Origin of the sequence: Paraburkholderia aromaticivorans, assembly GCF_012689525.1 — a bacterium.
GTDB lineage: Bacteria > Pseudomonadota > Gammaproteobacteria > Burkholderiales > Burkholderiaceae > Paraburkholderia > Paraburkholderia aromaticivorans_A.
In genome coordinates this window covers 675,586-693,215 of record NZ_CP051516.1, presented here as the reverse complement: position 1 = coordinate 693,215, position 17,630 = coordinate 675,586, and the positions used below count along the sequence as shown (strand labels likewise).

Annotated in this window: 19 protein-coding genes; 14 read left to right on the top strand and 5 right to left on the bottom strand. The window is 62.9% G+C overall.

All coding sequences use genetic code 11. The annotated features are described in order from the left end of the window. Positions 1–10 precede the first annotated feature (10 nt). From HF916_RS31150 to HF916_RS31135, 4 genes are all read left to right on the top strand, one after another. Entirely contained in the window at positions 11–1,471 is a 1,461-nt protein-coding gene (locus tag HF916_RS31150; RefSeq protein ID WP_168792723.1) for an efflux transporter outer membrane subunit, read from the top strand. A 291-nt stretch (positions 1,472–1,762) separates the two neighbouring features. Next, the gene (locus HF916_RS31145; RefSeq protein ID WP_168792722.1) at positions 1,763–1,948 is read left to right on the top strand and encodes a hypothetical protein; all 186 of its coding nucleotides are present in this window, start codon (positions 1,763–1,765) and stop codon (positions 1,946–1,948) included. A gap of 70 nt (positions 1,949–2,018) precedes the next feature. Beyond that, the gene (locus tag HF916_RS31140; protein ID WP_168792721.1) at positions 2,019–2,453 is read left to right on the top strand and encodes a universal stress protein; all 435 of its coding nucleotides are present in this window, start codon (positions 2,019–2,021) and stop codon (positions 2,451–2,453) included. A gap of 61 nt (positions 2,454–2,514) precedes the next feature. Beyond that, positions 2,515–2,694 carry a hypothetical protein gene (locus HF916_RS31135; RefSeq protein WP_168792720.1) on the top strand — a complete coding sequence of 60 codons (180 nt, stop codon included), beginning with the start codon at positions 2,515–2,517 and terminating at the stop codon, positions 2,692–2,694. 309 nt (positions 2,695–3,003) lie between these two features. Here the strand turns inward: HF916_RS31135 and HF916_RS31130 are convergent, their stop codons facing one another. Beyond that, positions 3,004–3,321: a DUF1840 domain-containing protein gene (locus HF916_RS31130; protein WP_168792719.1), complete on the bottom strand. Its 318-nt coding sequence runs from the start codon at positions 3,319–3,321 to the stop codon at positions 3,004–3,006. A gap of 465 nt (positions 3,322–3,786) precedes the next feature. Between HF916_RS31130 and HF916_RS31125 the strand changes: the two genes are divergently transcribed. The 7 genes from HF916_RS31125 (at position 3,787) to HF916_RS31095 (ending at position 9,629) form a co-directional block, all read left to right on the top strand. Further along, the gene (locus tag HF916_RS31125; protein WP_206002019.1) at positions 3,787–4,953 is read left to right on the top strand and encodes an HPP family protein; all 1,167 of its coding nucleotides are present in this window, start codon (positions 3,787–3,789) and stop codon (positions 4,951–4,953) included. 89 nt (positions 4,954–5,042) lie between these two features. Continuing rightward, entirely contained in the window at positions 5,043–5,456 is a 414-nt protein-coding gene (locus tag HF916_RS31120) for a MarR family winged helix-turn-helix transcriptional regulator (protein ID WP_012431895.1), read from the top strand. Positions 5,457–5,462: 6 nt separating this feature from the next. Continuing rightward, positions 5,463–7,253 carry a chloride channel protein gene (locus HF916_RS31115; protein WP_168792717.1) on the top strand — a complete coding sequence of 597 codons (1,791 nt, stop codon included), beginning with the start codon at positions 5,463–5,465 and terminating at the stop codon, positions 7,251–7,253. A gap of 289 nt (positions 7,254–7,542) precedes the next feature. Beyond that, positions 7,543–8,076: a DUF4142 domain-containing protein gene (locus tag HF916_RS31110; RefSeq protein WP_168792716.1), complete on the top strand. Its 534-nt coding sequence runs from the start codon at positions 7,543–7,545 to the stop codon at positions 8,074–8,076. 103 nt (positions 8,077–8,179) lie between these two features. After that, entirely contained in the window at positions 8,180–8,455 is a 276-nt protein-coding gene (locus tag HF916_RS31105; protein ID WP_346777744.1) for a cupredoxin domain-containing protein, read from the top strand. A gap of 39 nt (positions 8,456–8,494) precedes the next feature. Beyond that, entirely contained in the window at positions 8,495–9,205 is a 711-nt protein-coding gene (locus tag HF916_RS31100) for an RNA polymerase sigma factor (RefSeq protein ID WP_168792715.1), read from the top strand. Between the two features lie 40 nt (positions 9,206–9,245). Beyond that, a complete protein-coding gene (locus HF916_RS31095) occupies positions 9,246–9,629 on the top strand; it encodes a hypothetical protein (protein ID WP_240975764.1) in 384 nt (127 codons plus the stop codon). A 5-nt stretch (positions 9,630–9,634) separates the two neighbouring features. On the opposite strand, the gene HF916_RS31090 is transcribed toward HF916_RS31095, so the two are convergent. Continuing rightward, on the bottom strand, positions 9,635–10,030 hold the full coding sequence (locus HF916_RS31090; RefSeq protein WP_168792714.1) for a hypothetical protein: 396 nt from the start codon (positions 10,028–10,030) through the stop codon (positions 9,635–9,637). Positions 10,031–10,330: 300 nt separating this feature from the next. Between HF916_RS31090 and HF916_RS51090 the strand changes: the two genes are divergently transcribed. Together HF916_RS51090 and HF916_RS31080 are read left to right on the top strand one after the other, a co-directional pair. Next, on the top strand, positions 10,331–10,924 hold the full coding sequence (locus HF916_RS51090; protein WP_240975763.1) for a hypothetical protein: 594 nt from the start codon (positions 10,331–10,333) through the stop codon (positions 10,922–10,924). 251 nt (positions 10,925–11,175) lie between these two features. Beyond that, the gene (locus HF916_RS31080) at positions 11,176–12,282 is read left to right on the top strand and encodes a hypothetical protein (protein WP_240975762.1); all 1,107 of its coding nucleotides are present in this window, start codon (positions 11,176–11,178) and stop codon (positions 12,280–12,282) included. A 64-nt stretch (positions 12,283–12,346) separates the two neighbouring features. Here HF916_RS31080 and HF916_RS31075 read toward each other — a convergent pair whose 3' ends face one another. Continuing rightward, on the bottom strand, positions 12,347–13,420 hold the full coding sequence (locus tag HF916_RS31075) for a glycosyltransferase (RefSeq protein WP_168795707.1): 1,074 nt from the start codon (positions 13,418–13,420) through the stop codon (positions 12,347–12,349). Next, positions 13,420–14,673 (bottom strand): oligosaccharide flippase family protein, encoded by a 1,254-nt coding sequence (locus HF916_RS31070; RefSeq protein ID WP_168792711.1) that lies wholly within the window; start codon positions 14,671–14,673, stop codon positions 13,420–13,422. The genes HF916_RS31075 and HF916_RS31070 overlap by 1 nt, the downstream gene beginning before the upstream one ends. Positions 14,674–15,002: 329 nt before the next feature. Between HF916_RS31070 and HF916_RS31065 the strand changes: the two genes are divergently transcribed. Beyond that, positions 15,003–16,208, top strand: a complete 1,206-nt coding sequence (locus HF916_RS31065; protein WP_168792710.1) for a glycosyltransferase — start codon at positions 15,003–15,005, stop codon at positions 16,206–16,208. 129 nt (positions 16,209–16,337) lie between these two features. On the opposite strand, the gene HF916_RS31060 is transcribed toward HF916_RS31065, so the two are convergent. Next, complete coding sequence (locus HF916_RS31060; RefSeq protein ID WP_168792709.1) at positions 16,338–17,492, bottom strand: acyltransferase family protein; 1,155 nt, start codon at positions 17,490–17,492, stop codon at positions 16,338–16,340. Positions 17,493–17,630 lie beyond the last annotated feature (138 nt).

Sequence of the window (17,630 nt, the reverse complement as noted above, 5' to 3'; positions counted from 1 at the left end):
AGACACGATCATGAAGCAACTCGCTTTCCTGTGTTCACTCGTGCTGTGCGGCTGCGCAGTGGGACCGGACTTTCACGCGCCCGCGGCGCCGGACACGCAAACCTACACGCACAAGGCCGAGCCGTCTCGCACAGTATTGGCCGACGGCACAGAGGGTTCCGCTCAAACCTTCACAACCGCGGATGCGCCATTGCCGATGTGGTGGCGCCAATTTCACTCGGCGGAGCTCGACCGTCTCGTCGATCAGGCGCTGAGCCGAAGCCCCTCGCTGGCGCAAGCCCGCGCAAAGCTGATCGAGGCGCGCGAAAACTACAATGCGCAGTCGGGCGCGACACGATTTCCAAGCGTTGACGCGAAGATTTCCGGAACGCGTCAACAAGTCGATCTCGCGGCTTTCGGTATTCCGCATGTCGAGAACCCCGGGCCGTTTTCGCTATTCAATGCGTCGGTGACGGTGGCGTATACATTCGACGTTTTCGGCGGCAATCGCCGGGCGCTCGAAGCCACGTTGGCGCAGGTCGACTATGAGGCGTTCCAACTCGATGCAGCGCGCTTGTCCATTGCGGGCAACGTCGTATCGACGGCGGTACAGCGCGCTTCGTTGCAGCAACAGGTCTTGCTGACACAGCGTCTCGCCGACGCGCAGGCGCAGCAGCTCAGCATCATGGAGGCACGCTTGGCCGCCGGAGGCGTATCGCAACTCGACGTGAACAGCCAGCGCACGCTGCTCGCGCAGACTCGCGCGTCACTGCCGCCGCTCGCCACGCAGTTGGCGCAGGCGGATCACCAGCTTGCGATCCTGGTGGGCGACGTGCCGTCCAAAGCGGAGTTCGATCAACTTACGCTGGACTCGCTTCATCTGCCGACCGAGATACCCGTCACGCTGCCATCGTCACTTGCACGGCAACGCCCTGACATTCGCGCCTCTGAAGCGCTACTGCACCAGGCCAGCGCAAACGTGGGCGTCGCGACAGCGAACCTGTATCCACAGTTTTCGCTATCGGCGGGAATCGGCTCTGAACGCACGAGTATTCAGGACATTGTGAACGGCCTGAACATCTGGAATATCGGCCTGAATCTGACGCAGCCCATTTTTCGTGGCGGCGAACTGCATGCGAAGAAGCGCGCTGCCCAAGCGGCCTATGACGCTGCGTTCGCGAGCTATCAGCAAACGGTGCTGCAGGCCTTGCAACAGGTTGCGGACGCGCTGACGGCGTTGCATAACGACGCGCACGAACTGCATGCTCGCGACGACGCCGCCCGGCAGGCTCAAGCGAACCTCGATATCGCACGTGCGCAGTATTTGGCGGGTGGCGTCAGCCAGTTCAGTCTGCTCGACACGCAACGTCAGGCACTGCAGACCGCTCTCGACCAGACGCACGCGCAGGCGGCCCGATTAAGCGACACGGCCGCGCTATTCCAGTCGCTGGGCAGCAGCGAGGCCGACTTGACGTTAGGAAGCGCGCCGTAACGGCGGAAGACCGCTTTGCGCGCTGGACAGGCGGCGCGCGAGTTCTATGCGGGACACCGAATTACCTCATTTTGTGATATTCGACCGATCTATTCGGTTCATCAAGCGGGACGCTGTTCCGCACTGCCGCAGAAAATGAAGGGCGTTTAACAAGCCTTTTCATCCCCGCTTCACGGTGTGCTTGTCGGCAGCAAACTTGCTAGCCTCGCCGTTAGTGGATCCTCTGATTACATACATCACGTCATGATATATAATCAAATCGAAGGACCCACGTGATGCGAGGGAGACGGGATGGTCATCAGCAACGACTTTGAGATCAGCTACCTGCTGATCGCATTTGCGCTACTCGGGACTATTCTGGTCGGCGACCTGCTCAGCACGCCGCGATTGCGGCTCTGGCACCCCAAGCTGCTGGGCGCAGCAGTGGGCGCGTTACTGGGTTTCGCGCTGATCGAGGCCGTGCCTATGTTCACCTGAAAAATTGCGTGGCGAGCCGATCCGATCGATCGAATCGGCAACACCGCGAAAGTTGGCAAAGGAATCCACCATGGCTCCGTTCAACCGGATCCTGCTCTGCTACGACGCCACGCCGGAGGGACGGCTCGCACTGCGCTGCGGCGCGTCCCTCGCGCAGCAGTTGCACGCCGAAACCCATCTGCTGTCGATCTTCGACTGCACCTATTGGTCCGGCGGATTCGACGTCCTGTCGTCGATGAAGTTCGAGATCGATGAGCAGGTGGCAAGAGAGACGCTGAGTGAAGGTATCGACCGACTACAGGCGTGGGGCGTGACCGCCACAGGACACTATTCGGTGGGAAATGCGATTGATCAGATTTCCCACCTGGCGGATTCATTGAGGGTTGACCTGATCGTCATTGGACACCACCCGCACGGATTTTTTGCACGCTGGTGGACGGGTGAGAACCACGCATTGCTGCTTGATCGTGTGTCTTGCGCTGTCCTCTTCAAGGTAGACGACTGACGGGCTTGCGAGAACCTGGATCGGGATGCGAGTGTCCGGACGGCGACCGGACACCGCGACCATGACGGAGGCGATGATGCTAATGGATCTTCTCGTACAGATTGTTGTTTCGGCCGCAGTGCTGGTGATCGTGATTCTTTTCGTCGTCGCTCTGGATTCGCGCCCCAATCCGCGTGAACGCGTTCTCCGACGTGTGACCGGCAGGCATTGGTGGAACCGCACGCGTCACGGGCCGCCTTGACGCTGCCGGCTGCATCGGTCCGGCGCTGGGTCATTCGCGTTGTACGCACCGTCTAAAGTGCGGGCCAGAGAAAGTTCACATGCTGGTCGTCGCCAGAATGGCCTTGTGGTGTGTCTCCCGGGCGCCACTGTGTGCTTTCCGGACAGCAGCCCTCTTGCGATTGCGCGCCAGGTTGCGCGTTTGCCCACGTCGACGCGCAAATGCCGCACGTACCGACAGCCGCGGTGAACAGGCTCTGTGCAATCCATCGTTTCATCCCGGCATCCTTCAATAAGCAGCGCGGCATCGGCTCAGGCGACAAACCGGCGCCTACAGTCCCCAGATGATGTCGGCGTCCTGTTTGCAGGCTTCGCGCATCATGTCGAGAAATGGCCAGGCGCGCTGCGAAAGTCCACTGCCGGATTCCTGACGGCGTTCGCGGGAATACTGCAGCGATTCGAGGACGATCTCCGCTTTTTCATCGTCCGAGATCGCCGCTTCCAGACGGCTGATTGCATGAGGCAGCTCGTCGTGGAGAATCACCCCGCGCGTATCGAGCCGCTTGCCCACCAGACCCAGCAGATACTGCGCGAGATCCCTGAGCATTACGACATCGGGCGTGGCGGGCGATTGAAACGTGATCAGCATGATGGCTCCTTGCTTCGATCTGTATTGCGTTCATCGCACCATCCTGGCGGGCGGTGATGGCCTCCCACGACGACGGCTGGGGCCTTCACCATAACCGGCCTCGTGCATCGGAGCGGAGCACGGCGTCCCCATAGGCGCGTGCAATCCGGGCAAATCATCCTTGCAGTTTCATCCGGACTGTTCCTGCTGAGGAACCAGTCACGAGAAGGCCTGCTTTAATTTTATATCATAACGTGATCTATGCAAGTTGCGAATGCCACCGGCAGGGCTAATCCACGCCACGTGCAGGACCAGGCTAAACCCTTGGCCGCCGCCCACTTCTGCTGCGCTGCGGCAACCCGCAACGCGGTTTTATATCACAATGAAATATAATCATGACGATGCGTTCTTTCGTTTCCTGAGGATTTGGCCGTAATGTGTGGCCTCCTCTCATCTGATACTGCCTTTCATTTTCCTATTCGAACCTTGTCCCGCTACGCTCTCATCCGCTGGCTCGCCAGCTTCGCCCCCCATCCCATGGCTGTCCGGTGGCCAGAGCGCCTGAGATCGTGTCTCGGCGCATTGCTTGGGATTGCGTTCACCGGCGGGACGATGCACGTCCTGCTCGGACCGGCGGCAAACATTCCGCTCCTCGTCGCACCAATGGGCGCTTCGGCCGTTCTGCTGTTCGCGGTTCCAGCCAGTCCGCTTGCGCAACCGTGGTCGATTATCGGCGGCAATATCGTCTCCGCTACGGTCGGTGTGGCCTGTGCAAGCTGGATCGGCGATCCGGTGGGCGCCGCCGCTTTGGCCGTCGCGCTGGCGATCTGTGCGATGTTTGCGCTGCGCTGTGTTCACCCGCCGTCGGGCGCGGTCGCGCTGACCGCGGTCCTCGGCGGTCCGGCGGTGCACGCGCTGGGCTACCGCTTTGTGGCCGAGCCGATTGCGATCCAGTCGGTGACGCTACTGTGCGGCGCCATCATCTATCACGCCGCTACCGGGCATCGATACCCCCACGTCGCCCAGACGAGTTCGGTCAAAGGCGCGGGAGCGTCGGCATCGGCGTCGAACGAAGGTTTCACGCGCGCGGACCTCGAGGCGGTGCTGAACCGGCGCGGCGAATTGCTCGATATCGACACGGACGATCTGGAATCCCTGCTGCGCGATGTTCAGTTGCAGGCCTACGCCCGCGCGTTCAATGAACTGACCTGCGCGGACATCATGTCGCGATCTCTCGTCGCGGTGTCGGCCACCACGCGAGCTTCCGCCGCATGGAGTCTGCTGAAACAGCGCCACATCAAGGCACTTCCTGTCACTGACGAGAGGCAGCACGTGATCGGCATCGTGACCCGCGCCGACCTCGTCGACAAACGGGCGTTCGGCAAAGCGCCCGGGCCGTCGTCGTCCATGCAACGCTGGTTCAGGCGCAGTGTCACCCCGGCGCCGCTCGTTGGCGCACTGATGAACGTGGACGTTCAGACAGTCGACGGAACGACCCCGATCGTCGAACTGGTGCCGGTGTTTGCTAACTATGGGCACCACCATATCCCGGTTCTGGACTCGAAACAGCGGCTAGCCGGCATGATCACGCAGGCCGATCTCATCGCGGGACTGTATCGCCAGGCTTACGCCAAGCAGCAAACCGCGGCATAGCCACCGTCATCCACACCGAGGTCGAGCACGGACATACATATCACGTCATGATATAATCCGCGTTTCACCTCTTTCTCCAAGGCACTCCGATGAAAACACTCACGCGCGGCTTGACCAAGGCGAACTTCGAGCAACTGTCCGAGTTTCGCTACCAGATGCGGCGCTTCGAGCGTTTTTCCGAACAGGCCGCCCAAGGCGAAGGCATCACGCCGTTGCAGTATCTGCTGCTCCTGCACATCAAGGGTTATCCGGAGCGCGACTGGGCGACCGTCGGCGAGCTTGCGGAACGGCTGCAGGCGCAGCACCACGGCGTGGTCGCGCTCGTGTCCCGCTGCGAGGCGCTCGATCTGGTCCGCAGAAAAGTCAGCGAGACGGACCGCCGCCAGGTTGAGGTTCATCTGCTGAAAGCGGGCGAGCAGGTCCTCGCCCGTCTCGCCGAGATGCACCGTGCGGAGCTGAAGTCGCTCAAAGGCGCGTTTAACGTCCCCCAGATCGATATTTGAGTCACCATGAGTCTCGATACCCATAAGCGCGATTTTTCCGTCAATGCGCGGCTTCCCGGCATTTCCGCACTCGCCGCGGGAATCGGCGCGCTCAGCACACTCGCTGCGTTCGTGCTGCTGAGCCTGATTCATCTGTTCACCAATCTGTTTTTCTTTCAGCAGTTTTCGTTTGCGGACCGCTCACCCGCCGTCAATACCTTGGGTGTCTGGGTGGTGGTCATCCCCGTGATCGGTGGCCTGATCGTCGGCCTCATGGCGCGCTACGGTTCGGAGAAGATTCGCGGTCACGGCATTCCGGAAGCGATTGAAGCCATCCTGTTCGGCAAGAGCCGCATGTCGCCGAAGGTGGCGATTCTCAAACCGCTGTCGTCCGGCATCGTGATCGGCAGCGGCGGCCCGTTCGGTGCGGAAGGCCCGATCATCATGACAGGCGGCGCACTCGGGTCGCTGATCGCGCAGTGCGTGAAGGTCACTGCCGCGGAACGCAAGACGCTGCTGGTGGCCGGCGCGGCGGCGGGCATGACAGCGGTCTTCGGCACGCCGGTGGCGGCCGTGCTGCTGGCGGTCGAGTTGCTGCTGTTCGAATGGCGCCCGCGCAGCTTTCTGCCGGTCGCGCTTGCGTGCGCCGTCGCGGGTTTTGCGCGCGCGGCATTCTTCGGCACCGGGCCGCTGTTTCCGCTTGAAACCGCACCGCCCGGCGCGCTGTCGCTGCTGTCCTGCGTCATCGCCGGCTTGCTGTCCGGTGCGCTCGCTTCGGGCTTGTCGGCCGCACTTTATAAAGTCGAGGACCTGTTCGGCAAGCTGCCCATCCATTGGATGTGGTGGCCCCCGCTCGGCGGACTCGTCGTCGGCATCGGCGGATTTCTCGAACCGCGTGCGCTGGGCGTCGGTTACGACGTGATCGGCGATCTGTTGCATCAGCACATTGCCATCCAGATCGCGCTGGCGATCCTCATCGTGAAGGCTGTCATCTGGGTTGTCGCGCTGGGCTCGGGCACCTCGGGCGGCGTCCTTGCTCCGTTGCTCATGCTGGGCGCGGGACTCGGCGTCCTGCTCGGCCACGTGCTGCCGGGCGGCGAACCCGCTCTGTGGCCGCTCGTCTGCATGGCGGCCACGCTCGGCGCCACGTTGGGCGCGCCGTTAACCGCCATCGTGTTCGCATTCGGCCTGACGCACGACAGCAACGCACTGCTGCCGCTGCTCGCCGCGACACTGATCGCGCACGGGTTCGCAACGGTCGTCATGAAGCGCTCCATCATGACCGAGAAAATTGCCCGGCGCGGCTATCACATTTACCGGGAATACGGTGTCGATCCACTCGAACGCCACCATGTCGACGAGATGATGTCGCGCGCGGTGAAGACGATCGATGGCGACGTATCCGTGGCAGAAGCGCTGGCAACGTACTTCGGCGCAACGCAGACACATCGCGCCTATCCGGTCGTGCGTCAAGGCGCGCTGGTGGGCGTCGTCGATCGCGCGGTACTGGAGAAAATCCGCGATGGCGAGGCGCACAATGCGCTCGACTCGCGCCTCTCCGACGTATTGCGCCACCGTTCGCCCGCTTTTGCATTGCCCGGTGAAACCTGCCGCCTCGTCGCAACGCGGCTTGCGGTGCACGGTCTTGAACGTTTGCCCGTGGTTGCGGATTCCGCCACGTTGCAACTGGTCGGCATTGTGTCGCGCAGCGATCTGGTCAAACCGTCTCTTGCGCACTTCGACGAAGAACACAAGAAAGAGCGATTCCGGCGCTTGCGGGTGCACACCGGCAAGCGGCACTTCCCGCCGGTTCCTTAAGCCTCAGACCTGTAAGCGATTCTTCCGTGCCCCTTCCGGGGCACGCGTCCCTGCCTTTTCCCCGCTGCTACACAGCACCCGTTCCCCGAACACCATCGTCCCGACGGCGCGAAGCCACATCGCGCTCTTCATGGCTATTTCGCAACCGTTCCGACGAAACGCACCTCGCAAGCCGCAACTGGGAACGGGGCTCGCACACGTGACATCCAACACCATATTGACGATCGAATCAGCCGCCCATCGCGTGCGGACCGACCCGCACTCGACATCATGATTCAGGAGACGCAAGATGAAGATGATTAGCGCAGCACTGTTCAGCGCACTCACGTTTACCGGCCTTCCATGCTGGGCGCAGAGCGCCGCTCCCACCGATCCGCAGATCGCAGCCATCGTCGTGACGGCGAATCAGGTGGATATCGACGCGGGCAAGCTCGCGGAATCGAAAACGAAGTCGAAGGATGTCAAAGCGTTCGCGCAACGCATGGTCACCGATCATAGCGGCGTCAACAAGGCCGCCACCGACCTGGTGCACAAGCTGGGCGTGACACCGGAAGACAATCCGACGAGCCAGAGTCTCAAGCAAGGGGGCGATACGAACCTCGCCAATCTGAAGTCGCTCAAAGGCGCGCCGTTTGACCGGGCGTATATCGACCACGAGGTCACCTATCACGAGAACGTTCTCGACGCGTTGGACAAGACGTTGATTCCAGACGCGCAGAACGCGGAACTGAAAGCGCTGCTCGTCAAGGTGCGGCCGGCCTTTGTCGCGCATCTCGAGCACGCGAGGCATTTGCAGGCGGCGCTGGGCAAGAGCGGTGAGTAATCCGACCGTTCGCGCGGCCGGGAAGCACCGTGGCGAGATACGTGCGAGTGGTTTAGTCCACACCTGCGCTTTCCTTGCGATCGTTGCGATCATTGCGACGTCATTGGCCGGTGTTTCCAACGCTGCGGGGAAAACCTATCTGATCGCGATCGAGCAGATGCGTTTCGATCCGCCGGTGCTCACCGTGCACCGCGGTGATCGCGTGGTGTGGGTCAACCGGGATCTGTTTCCCCATACGGCGAGCGCCACGTCGAAAGCGTTCGATTCACGCGAAATCGCGCCGAATGCATCGTGGACTTATGTGGCACGGGAGACCGGCAGCTATCCGTATCTGTGCACCCTCCACGCCACGATGCATGGCACAGTGATCGTGCAATGACCGATGCACAATGCGCGAAGGCAACCTGGCGAGGCAGTCATGACGGACGTCGCTGAAGCACATTCAAGCTTTGCCGCGGACGACGAACGCGAGACAGTCCGCCGCATCGTCGCGGGAGATCGCTCGGCGTTCGAATTGCTGATGCGCCGGCACAACCGGCGCCTGTATCGTCTGGCGCGCGCCACGCTGCGTGACGCGGCGGAAGCCGAAGACGCGCTGCAGGCGGCGTATCTGTCAGCCTACAGATCGATCGCCCGGTTTCGTGGCGATGCCACGCTGCTCACCTGGCTGTCCCGTCTGGTGCTCAACGAATGCTATGGACGCCTGCGCCGGGAAGCTCGCCGTCAGAACGTGATTCCGATGGTGGACGCCAACACTCACGTCGATATCGATGCCATGATCGCGCAAGATTCCGATTCCCCAGAGAAGGCGGCCGCGCGCGCCGAACTGCGAACATTGCTCGAGCGCAAGCTGGACGAACTGCCGGAAGTCTTTCGCGTTGTGTTCGTGCTGCGTTCAGTCGAGGAAATGAGCGTCGAGGAGACCGCGCAATGTCTCGGCATTCCCGAAGCGACGGTGCGCAGCCGGCACTTCCGCGCCAAGAGCCTGCTGCGCGAATCGCTGGCGCACGAGATCGATCTCGCCGAACGCGACGTCTTCGAATTCGGTGGTGCGCATTGCGACCGGGTGGTCGCCAACGTACTGCATCGGCTAGCCGATGAGGACAATCAGCCGTCCACTTCTGGTTGATATGTGTTTATACGCCGTTGGCAGATGGAGAGAGTCGCCCATGCGCCGTCGATACAAATCGACCGTCCTCGCCGGCACCTTTCGCTGTGTCTGGCCGATCCTGGCCATGCTCGCCGTGGTGGCAAGCTGGAGCGCCGAAGCGCGCGAGATCAAGGTCGTGTCGGGAACCTATGGCAAGAACTGCGGCGCATCACGAGGCAACGCGACTGCAGAGCTCGCCCGCCAATGCGACGGTTTGCAGACCTGCCGATACGTGCTGCGCGAGGCACCTGTGGGCACGCCATCCGTGCGCTGCCGTACGGACTTCCGCGCCGAATGGTTCTGCACCGATACCGAATTCCATACCGCCGCGCTCAGCGCTAACGCGGAGCCAGGCAGCACACTCGTACTGAGTTGCGTTGAAGAGGCCGGCGCGGGCAAATAACCGCCTCACTTCTGCGGACGAGCCCGCACGGCGTTCTGCGCCATCCACTTGAGCCGTGCACAATCAGCCTTGACTCGCGACGCGAACTCCTGCGGATCGTGCAACCGCAGGGCGTTCATCTGAATGCCGTCCTTCTCGCCGCGGCGCCAGCCGGTCTGCCATTGCAGGTCGAAGTTGCTGGCGTCATGCAGCACCTTGCGCAAGCGCTCCTTATACGCGCCGATGCGCTCGGGCGAGGTCCCGCAGTATGTCTGGGCGAAACGAGCCCGCTCACCCGCAGCTTGCGCATTGGCGTTCGCGGTTTCCTCGTTTGCCACGCCCGGCAGCGGCCACGCCACCGACAGCAACAACACGGATGCCACCGCCAACAGCATTCGATAGCAGTACTGCCATTTCCTCATGTCCGACTCCTCACCGTCCACGGCGGCGCACCCGCCCAATCAACCCGGGGACGGCCGCATCGCCTGGGGATACTCCCTACGTTTTCCGCCATTTCACGCCGATCTGTCTTGATTCGACTGCAGGATGGCGGTTTCGCGCGCTATACCAGTGTATTGCGTTGACAATACACGGTGTTACGCTCACTAAAGCAGCCTTCGCGGTAGTGAGCCGCCGTCCAGCGGCAAAATTAGCAGCCATAGAACACACCGCGAAGCGCCATTGCCTACGAAAGGCGAAACATCGCTGCGGGAGCGACTGCGATGCAAATCAAAACATATACCGTACTGACGCTATTGGTGTTTAGCAGTGCTGCTTTCGCATGGCAGCCGCTCACTTATCCAATCCGAAGTCAAAGCCCTTATCAGCGCAGCATCGATACCGCGATGTGCTATGCGGCGGCGAACAAGCAGACCAAGGTCAACATCGCCCACGAGTCGCAGATTCCACCGCGCAAGCCGGCTGCCACCAAGACTTCGACGACCGGCGTGCCGTCGCGGCCGCCGTTGCCGTCCAGCACCTTCTCGTCCGCGCCGATCGGCGCGAGCATGCCGGCCGCCGCCGCGCCGGGCGCGAGTGCGCCCGTAGCGACCACGGCGGCGACGGCTAAGGGTGCTTCGGCGCCCATGGCGGCGAGCGCGACTTCGGCGGCCACCACGACTACGGCCGCCACGGCGGCATCGGCGACGACTGCGGACAACAGCGCCTCGGAAACGGCCGCTGCGAGCGCGGCGCAGATGGCTGCGGCATCCAGCGTGAAGCTGCCGCCTCTGCCGGCGCCCGAGCCGCCAATGACACAGTATTGGGCCGCGTATGGCGCGTGCATGCAAGCGCGGGGTTACGTCGTCGCACAGTAACCCTGCTTGCAAGCCTCGTTACGGTGCCTTGTTTTTTCTGATTGTGGCGCCGGCATTCGACGCCCCTTTGCGACACGGCGATGCTTAGCGACTTTACTTCCGATCAGCACGATCCCTTCCGATGCGGGCACTGCGGTGTCCCGCTAGCCGGTCGCTTCACGCCCTGTCCTTCGTGCCATCGGCGTCCGGCCGATTCGTTCGGCGCGCGTCCGGCGCCGCCTCCCTCGCTCAAAGTCCCGCTGAACGGTCCATTGGACGACTCGCAGCCGCTCGTCGACAGCCGTCTGCCGGCACGCAAGATCTGGAATCCGTCCTCGCGCGCACTGGTCAATCCCTACAAGTTCGTTGAGGAGCCCGAGGTCGCCGTGTCCGCCTATCAGCGACTGCGCCAGCCCCTCGTACTGGGCGCGTCGGTGCTGGTGGTGACCTCTGCGGTGTACCTGGGTTTCATCCATAGCAACGACTCGAATGTCGGCACGCCTATCGCGGTGTCCGGCAAGGTGCAGACGCAAAATGTCGCGCCGCTCGTCGTCATTCCGCAGAAGCCCGCGGCCACCGTCGCGCAGCGGCCCGCGCCTGCCGCCCCGCAAAAGCCCGCGATTGTCGCCGCCCAGAAGCCTGCCGCCGTCGCCGCCCAGAAGCCCGCCGCCGTCGTCGCTCAGAAGCCCGCCACCGTCGTCACCCAGAAGCCCGCTGCCGTCGCCGCCCAGAAGCCCGCCACCGTCGTCGCCCAGAAGCCCACCACCGTCGTCGCCCAGAAGCCCGCTGCCGCGCCCCCTGCCGCCGCACAAAAGCCTGCGGCCACCGTCGCCGCACAACGCGCCACGACCGTCGCCGCCGTGCGGTCCGCACCCGTGCGTTCGCCGCCGATTCCGCCACCGGCCGCTTCGCCGCCGCTTTCGCGCCGTGTCGCATCCGTTGGACCCGAGGCGAAGCGCGATCCAGGCGGCCAGTCCGGCAACCCGTCGGAGCAACCGCGCGCCGACGTGTCGCGGCATCTCAGAGCCGCGCGGGCCAATCTGCAGCAGAACAATCTGTCGGCGACCAGAGCGCGCCTTGCGGCGGCCATCGCCGCGCAACCGGACAATCGCGACGCGTTGAACATGCGCTCGACGCTGAGCACACGCGAACAGCAGCGCGACGCGCTACTGAGCCTCGCACGAGGCTGCGGATATATCTCTCGATGGACCTGCGTCTCGCACAACGCAGGCACGGCACTGCAGATCGATTCGAGCAGCAAGGAGGCACAGCGTCTCGTGACGCTTGCACAGCGCGAAACGGAACTTCAGATTCCGCCGCCCGTGGAGCCCGCACCCGAGTCGGTGCCCGACACGCGCGACGTGGCCAACCATCATTGATGCCAGCGTCCGCTCAGAGCGGGCCATGGACCGATTGACAACAGGAACAGGCGCGCCCTGCGCCCTAGCGGGCCGACACGGCCAGACTCACCTGACGCGCGATCGCGCGATAGCGGTCAGCGGTATCCCTGAGGGTCAAGCCGACCAGCGAGCGTTCCGCCCGCGCCTGCCCCAGCGCAGCGATCACCGCCTCGGCATAGCACTGCACATTGCCGGTATCGACCAATTGGACGCCGGGAAATCCGCTCGCGAAAGCGAAAGCCGGAATCTTGCTCGCCACGATCGGCACGCCGGAAGCCAGCGCCTCGAGAAACGCCACGCTGTGCGCCTCGGATTGCGACGGCATGACGAACACGTTCGACTCCGACAGCACGGTGGCGACATCGGTGCGCGGGCCCGCCACCGCGACACGCTCCGCGATGCCCAGCTTTTTCGCCAGCGCGATGACCGCGCGCCAGTAGTCGGGGTCTTCGATCACGCCGTACAACACGAGCCGCGCGTCTTTCTCGTGCTTGAGTACTTCGCTGAAAGCCCGCACCGTCAGCAGCTGATTTTTCACTGCCGCGTACCGGCCGATCTGCACCACCTGCGGCGCGCGACCGTTGCGTTCCCCGCCGTCGGTGAACGCGAAGCGTGCCAGATCCACGCCGTTCGGCACGACGGTCATCGAAGGATGCGGCCCGATGGCCTGCACGTAGTCCGTCACGCCCTGCTCCGACACGCCGATCACCATCCGGGCGCGTCCCGACAGAACATGTTCGATGCGCCTGAACAGCGGGCGCTCGAAGTCGTTGGTCGCGGAATGCATGACGTAGACCACCGGCACACGCAGCGGCAACGCGCGCGCGTAAAACGACGGAATGGTCGCGTGTGCAAAGATCACATCCGGATGAAAACGCCGCACCGCGCCGAACAGATGGCACAGCTTGATGAACGAACGATGCCGCCGCTCTGGAAAGAAGCATTGCACGCCGTGGCTTTCCAGGTCGTTCTGCAAGGGCGCGAAATCGGCATGCGCCGGCAACAGCGAAGTCACGCACACCGCCATGCCCTCGGCACACTGATCGAGCGCGAGGTCCTTGGCCAGGACTTCAGCTCCTGACAGACGCGGCGCAAGGACCAGATGAAAGACGCGCATCACGGCGTCCTTGCCGTCAACGTCCTGAATAGCATCCACGCGGCGGCGCAGCCAAGGCCGAGCGTCATGGACCAGGCAATGCCTGTCACGCCCCAATAGTGCACGGCGGGCGGCGCGCTCAACAGCAGCACCACGACCTGAATCGCCGACGCATGCACGGTCGCCTTCGCGTCGCCCACCGCGCGCAGATAGGCCACGAGCACGGCGATCAACGCGCCGATCGCCATATTGATCACGAGGATCCTGAAGAGCGGCACCGCCGGCAGCCATGCCGCGCCGAGAATCAACGAGAAGAGCGGCTCGGCGATCAGCCTCAGCACCGCGACGAAAGCCGCGAGTCCGATCGCGATCACCAGCAGATAGATCTTGATGACGCGCGACGCCGACTGCGGACTGCGGCGATGATGCGCCGCGAAGGTCGGAAAGAGGTATTGCGACATAGCGATCGCGGCGTCGGCGAGCAGCATCTGCGCGAGCCGCGACGACATCTGATAGCTGCCCAGTTGCGCCGGCCCGAGCAGCTTGCCGACCACGACCTTGTCGAACTGATTGAGCAGCAGATTGATCACGCTGCTGGCCCAGATCCAGCGGCTGAACCCGACATAGTGGCCGATCCCCGACCACACGGCGCGGATCGGCGGACGCGGTTTCATGGTCGCCCAGGTCAGCGTGCTTTTCAGGCTTTCGCCGGCCACGAGACCGATCAGCACCGAGGATGCGCCGGCGCCGAAATACGCGAGCGCGAGTCCGGCCGCGCAATCGACGAACGACGCCGCCACCTCCACGCCCGCGATGTGCTGGAAGCGCCGCTCGCGCTGCACCACGTAATAAGCGGGCGACGCCAGACCGCGCAGCAACGGCAGCAGCGCAGCGAGCTGGATGAGGATCAGCGAACCGTTGAGATGGAACTGGCTGCTTAGCAACGGGGCGAGCGCAACCAGCAGCAGCGAGATGAGCACGCCTCGCGCCGTCAATGTCGTCCACACCGCGCCGAGCTGCGAGCGCGAAGGCGGATGTTCGCCTTGAATGACCGCTTGCGCGAGGCCGGTATCGGACAACGCTTCGGCAATCGCCACCGCGAGCAGAGCCACGCTCACGCTACCGATCGCCGCGGGCCCGAGCATCCGGCCAATCGCAAGAAATTTGATCGCTACAAGTCCACGCACGACGAACTGCTGTAGCAGGACCCACGTCGCCGCACTCGCGCCGAAGCTGCCCGCCACCGAGAACGCCGGAAGCCTGATCGCCCGCAAGCTGTCTCTCCGTCGAATCGGAGCGCCGTGGAATCGGCCGCGCGGAGCGATTTCAAACATCTCTCTGCGAACGCCGCCGGCGCATAATCTGTTAGGTTGCACCAGCAAGCTGGCGAGGTTTTTTCATCGAACTGTATGCACGACCATACCGCGAGACAATCGCCTACAACCGCCATCAGCTAGGCCGGTTCGGCCTAAGCCGACGCCCCCTAGTACGCTGAACCACAAAGCCGGACAAATTAGTAGTTACACCGATTCCGGCGATGCTAACGTTGTTCAGCTAGCGCCATGCGAGAAGCGGCGCTCGGGTACTTATTTCCGCAACGCAAATGGCTACCGACGCAATGGAACAAGACTACGTCCTGATCGTGGAACCGAATCTCACCGGCCACCGCTGGCGATACGTCGAGTGGACCATGCAGGCCTGCGCGGAAGCCGGCTATCCGTGCATGCTCGTGACCGAGTGCGCCAACGAAGACCACCGGCTCGCGAGACAGATCAGCGCCGCCAACTGCCCGGACCAGCAGATCGCTTTCGTCGATCCGGAGGAGCAACCCCGCAACCGCCTGCCCGACCCCAACGAATACTGGCGCTTTCACCGCTATTTCAAGCGCGTGCACTCCATCATCACCCGCATGCAGTCGATCCGCCTCGTGGTCGTACCGTATGTCGATTACTTTTTCTATTCGCTGCCGTTCCTCGGCTCGCCTTTCGGCAAGACGCCATGGATCGGCATCACGATGCGCTCGACGTTTCATCATCACAAGGTCGGCATCAAGGCTCCCGATCGTCCGGTCGTCAATGCGATCAAGGCGCTGCTCTTCAAGCGCGCGATCCGGACCACCGGCCTGCGCACGCTGCTGACGATCGATCCGACCTTGCCGGAATGGTCGGCGCGCAGCGCATCGAAGCACAGCGCGGCGATCGCGTACGTGGCCGACCCGTTTCCCGATGAACACGCGGAAAATCCCGTGCTGGCCCGCCAGCGTCTGGGGCTCGATCCCGAGCAGCGCTATCTGCTGGTGTACGGCGCGATCACGGAACGCAAGGGCATCTACGAGCTGGTGCACGCGCTGACGCGTCTCGAGCATGCGCCCACGCTGATCGTCGCCGGCGAGCAGGATGCGGGCACGCGTCATTTCATGCGCAACCATGTGCGCAGCCTCAATCCCGCGCCGCTGGTGCTCGACGCCTTCATTTCCAACGATATGGAGCGCGATCTGTTCTCCGCGTGCGACGCGGTCTGGCTCGGCTATAAGGGGCACTACGGCATGAGCGGCGTGCTGGTGCAAGCGTACCGTTTCGGCAAGCCCGTGATTGCAACGGAAGACGGTTTGATCGGCTGGTTCAGCCGGCGCTGCGAATTGGGGCCGATTCTGAGCGACCTGAGTTCCGCGTCGATCGGCCGTGCGATCACCGAGACCATGACCTCGTGGCCGCATGCGCCTCAAGCCACGCCGTCCGCGCGTGAAGACCTGTTGTCACGGCATACGCTGGGGCAATTCAAGCAGACCTTGCTGCAGCAGATGGCCTGATTCCGCAGCCGGCTCTTCAAAAAATACGAGGCGTCCATCAGTGCGATGGACGCCTCGTCACATGTGGCGTCGGTTTATGGCCGGATACGCGAGTAACCGGCGAACCGCCGGCCGCGCATGCTTGCATGCTCAGGACAACTGGCCACCCGCAGCAGCGGCGGGCACTTCCTCGCGCACTGAACTGTTGCGCTTTTCGGGGAACAGCGCATTGCGCATCAGCAGGAACGGATACTCGATGGCACGCGTGGTCACATAGCCGATCGCAATCGCGATCGCAAACTGCGCCGCGAGCGCGACGACCCAGATAAGGCTCGGCGCGAGACCCAGCGCGGTCGCTTTCCGAATCAGCATGTCGCCGGGCGCGAGCGCGAGCGAATGCCACAAGTAAATACCGTACGAATAAAGGCCGATCCAGGCGATGCCGCGATAGATCCACGACGTACGCAACGATCCGGAGTATTCGAGCACCAGCACGATCAGCGCGGCGAATCCGAGCGCCTGGATCGTGTAGCCGATGCTTTCGTCCAGTGCGAGGTTCTTGGTGGCGAATGCGAGCCACGCGCAGAGCAGGACGACGCTGAAGATCAGCAGCCACTTGCGCTTCGCGAGTTGATGATAGACGCCGGGTTTCATCCAGTAGATCGCGGAAAGAATCACGCCCACCAGCAGGCTGTCGATGCGGTATTGCGTGTACGCAAAGGCCCCGTCGAGATTGCCGCCCGCCACCGCGAAGCAGCGCGCTGTGAGCACCACCGCGCAGATGCCGGTGAGTACGCTGACGATCGTCCACGCGCCAAGACGCCAGCGCGAGAACATCAGCAGAAGCGCCGGCAGCACCAGATAAAAATGTTCTTCGACCGCCAGACTCCAGGTCTGCGTAATCGACGTGCCCAGATAGTTCTGCAAGTGCGTCAGGTTCTGGACCAGGAAGGTATTCCACGGGTGGCGTCCGGCCAGCACATGGAAGGCGATCAGCACGTAATACGCGGGCCAGATGCGGAAAATCCGCCGGATGATAAAGCGCCGGGCATCGACATGGCCAGTTTCGGCGTACTGTCGAAGCAGCAGGCCGCCCACCAGAAAGCCGCTCAACGTGAAGAACAGATTCACGCCTTCGCGGCCGAAACTCTTCAGCGGATACTCAATAATCTGGATGAGGTAATTGCCGGTATGAACAGCATGAAAGTGAAAGCCCATCACCATGATGATCGCGATGCCGCGGACGAAGTCGAGCTCAATCGCCCGTCCGGCTCTTGCGGGTCCCGCCCCGCCGAATAACTTCATGCTGTTCGCTCCTGTCGACCAGAGTTGGCGCTTTGCGCTTATTCTGGTCCCATGCAATATTGCCGTCGTCTCTCTCGCAAGGCACGCGGCCCTTTTTGCATATTCGGTGTCGGCAAGCGTGTGTGCGCGCCAACTTCA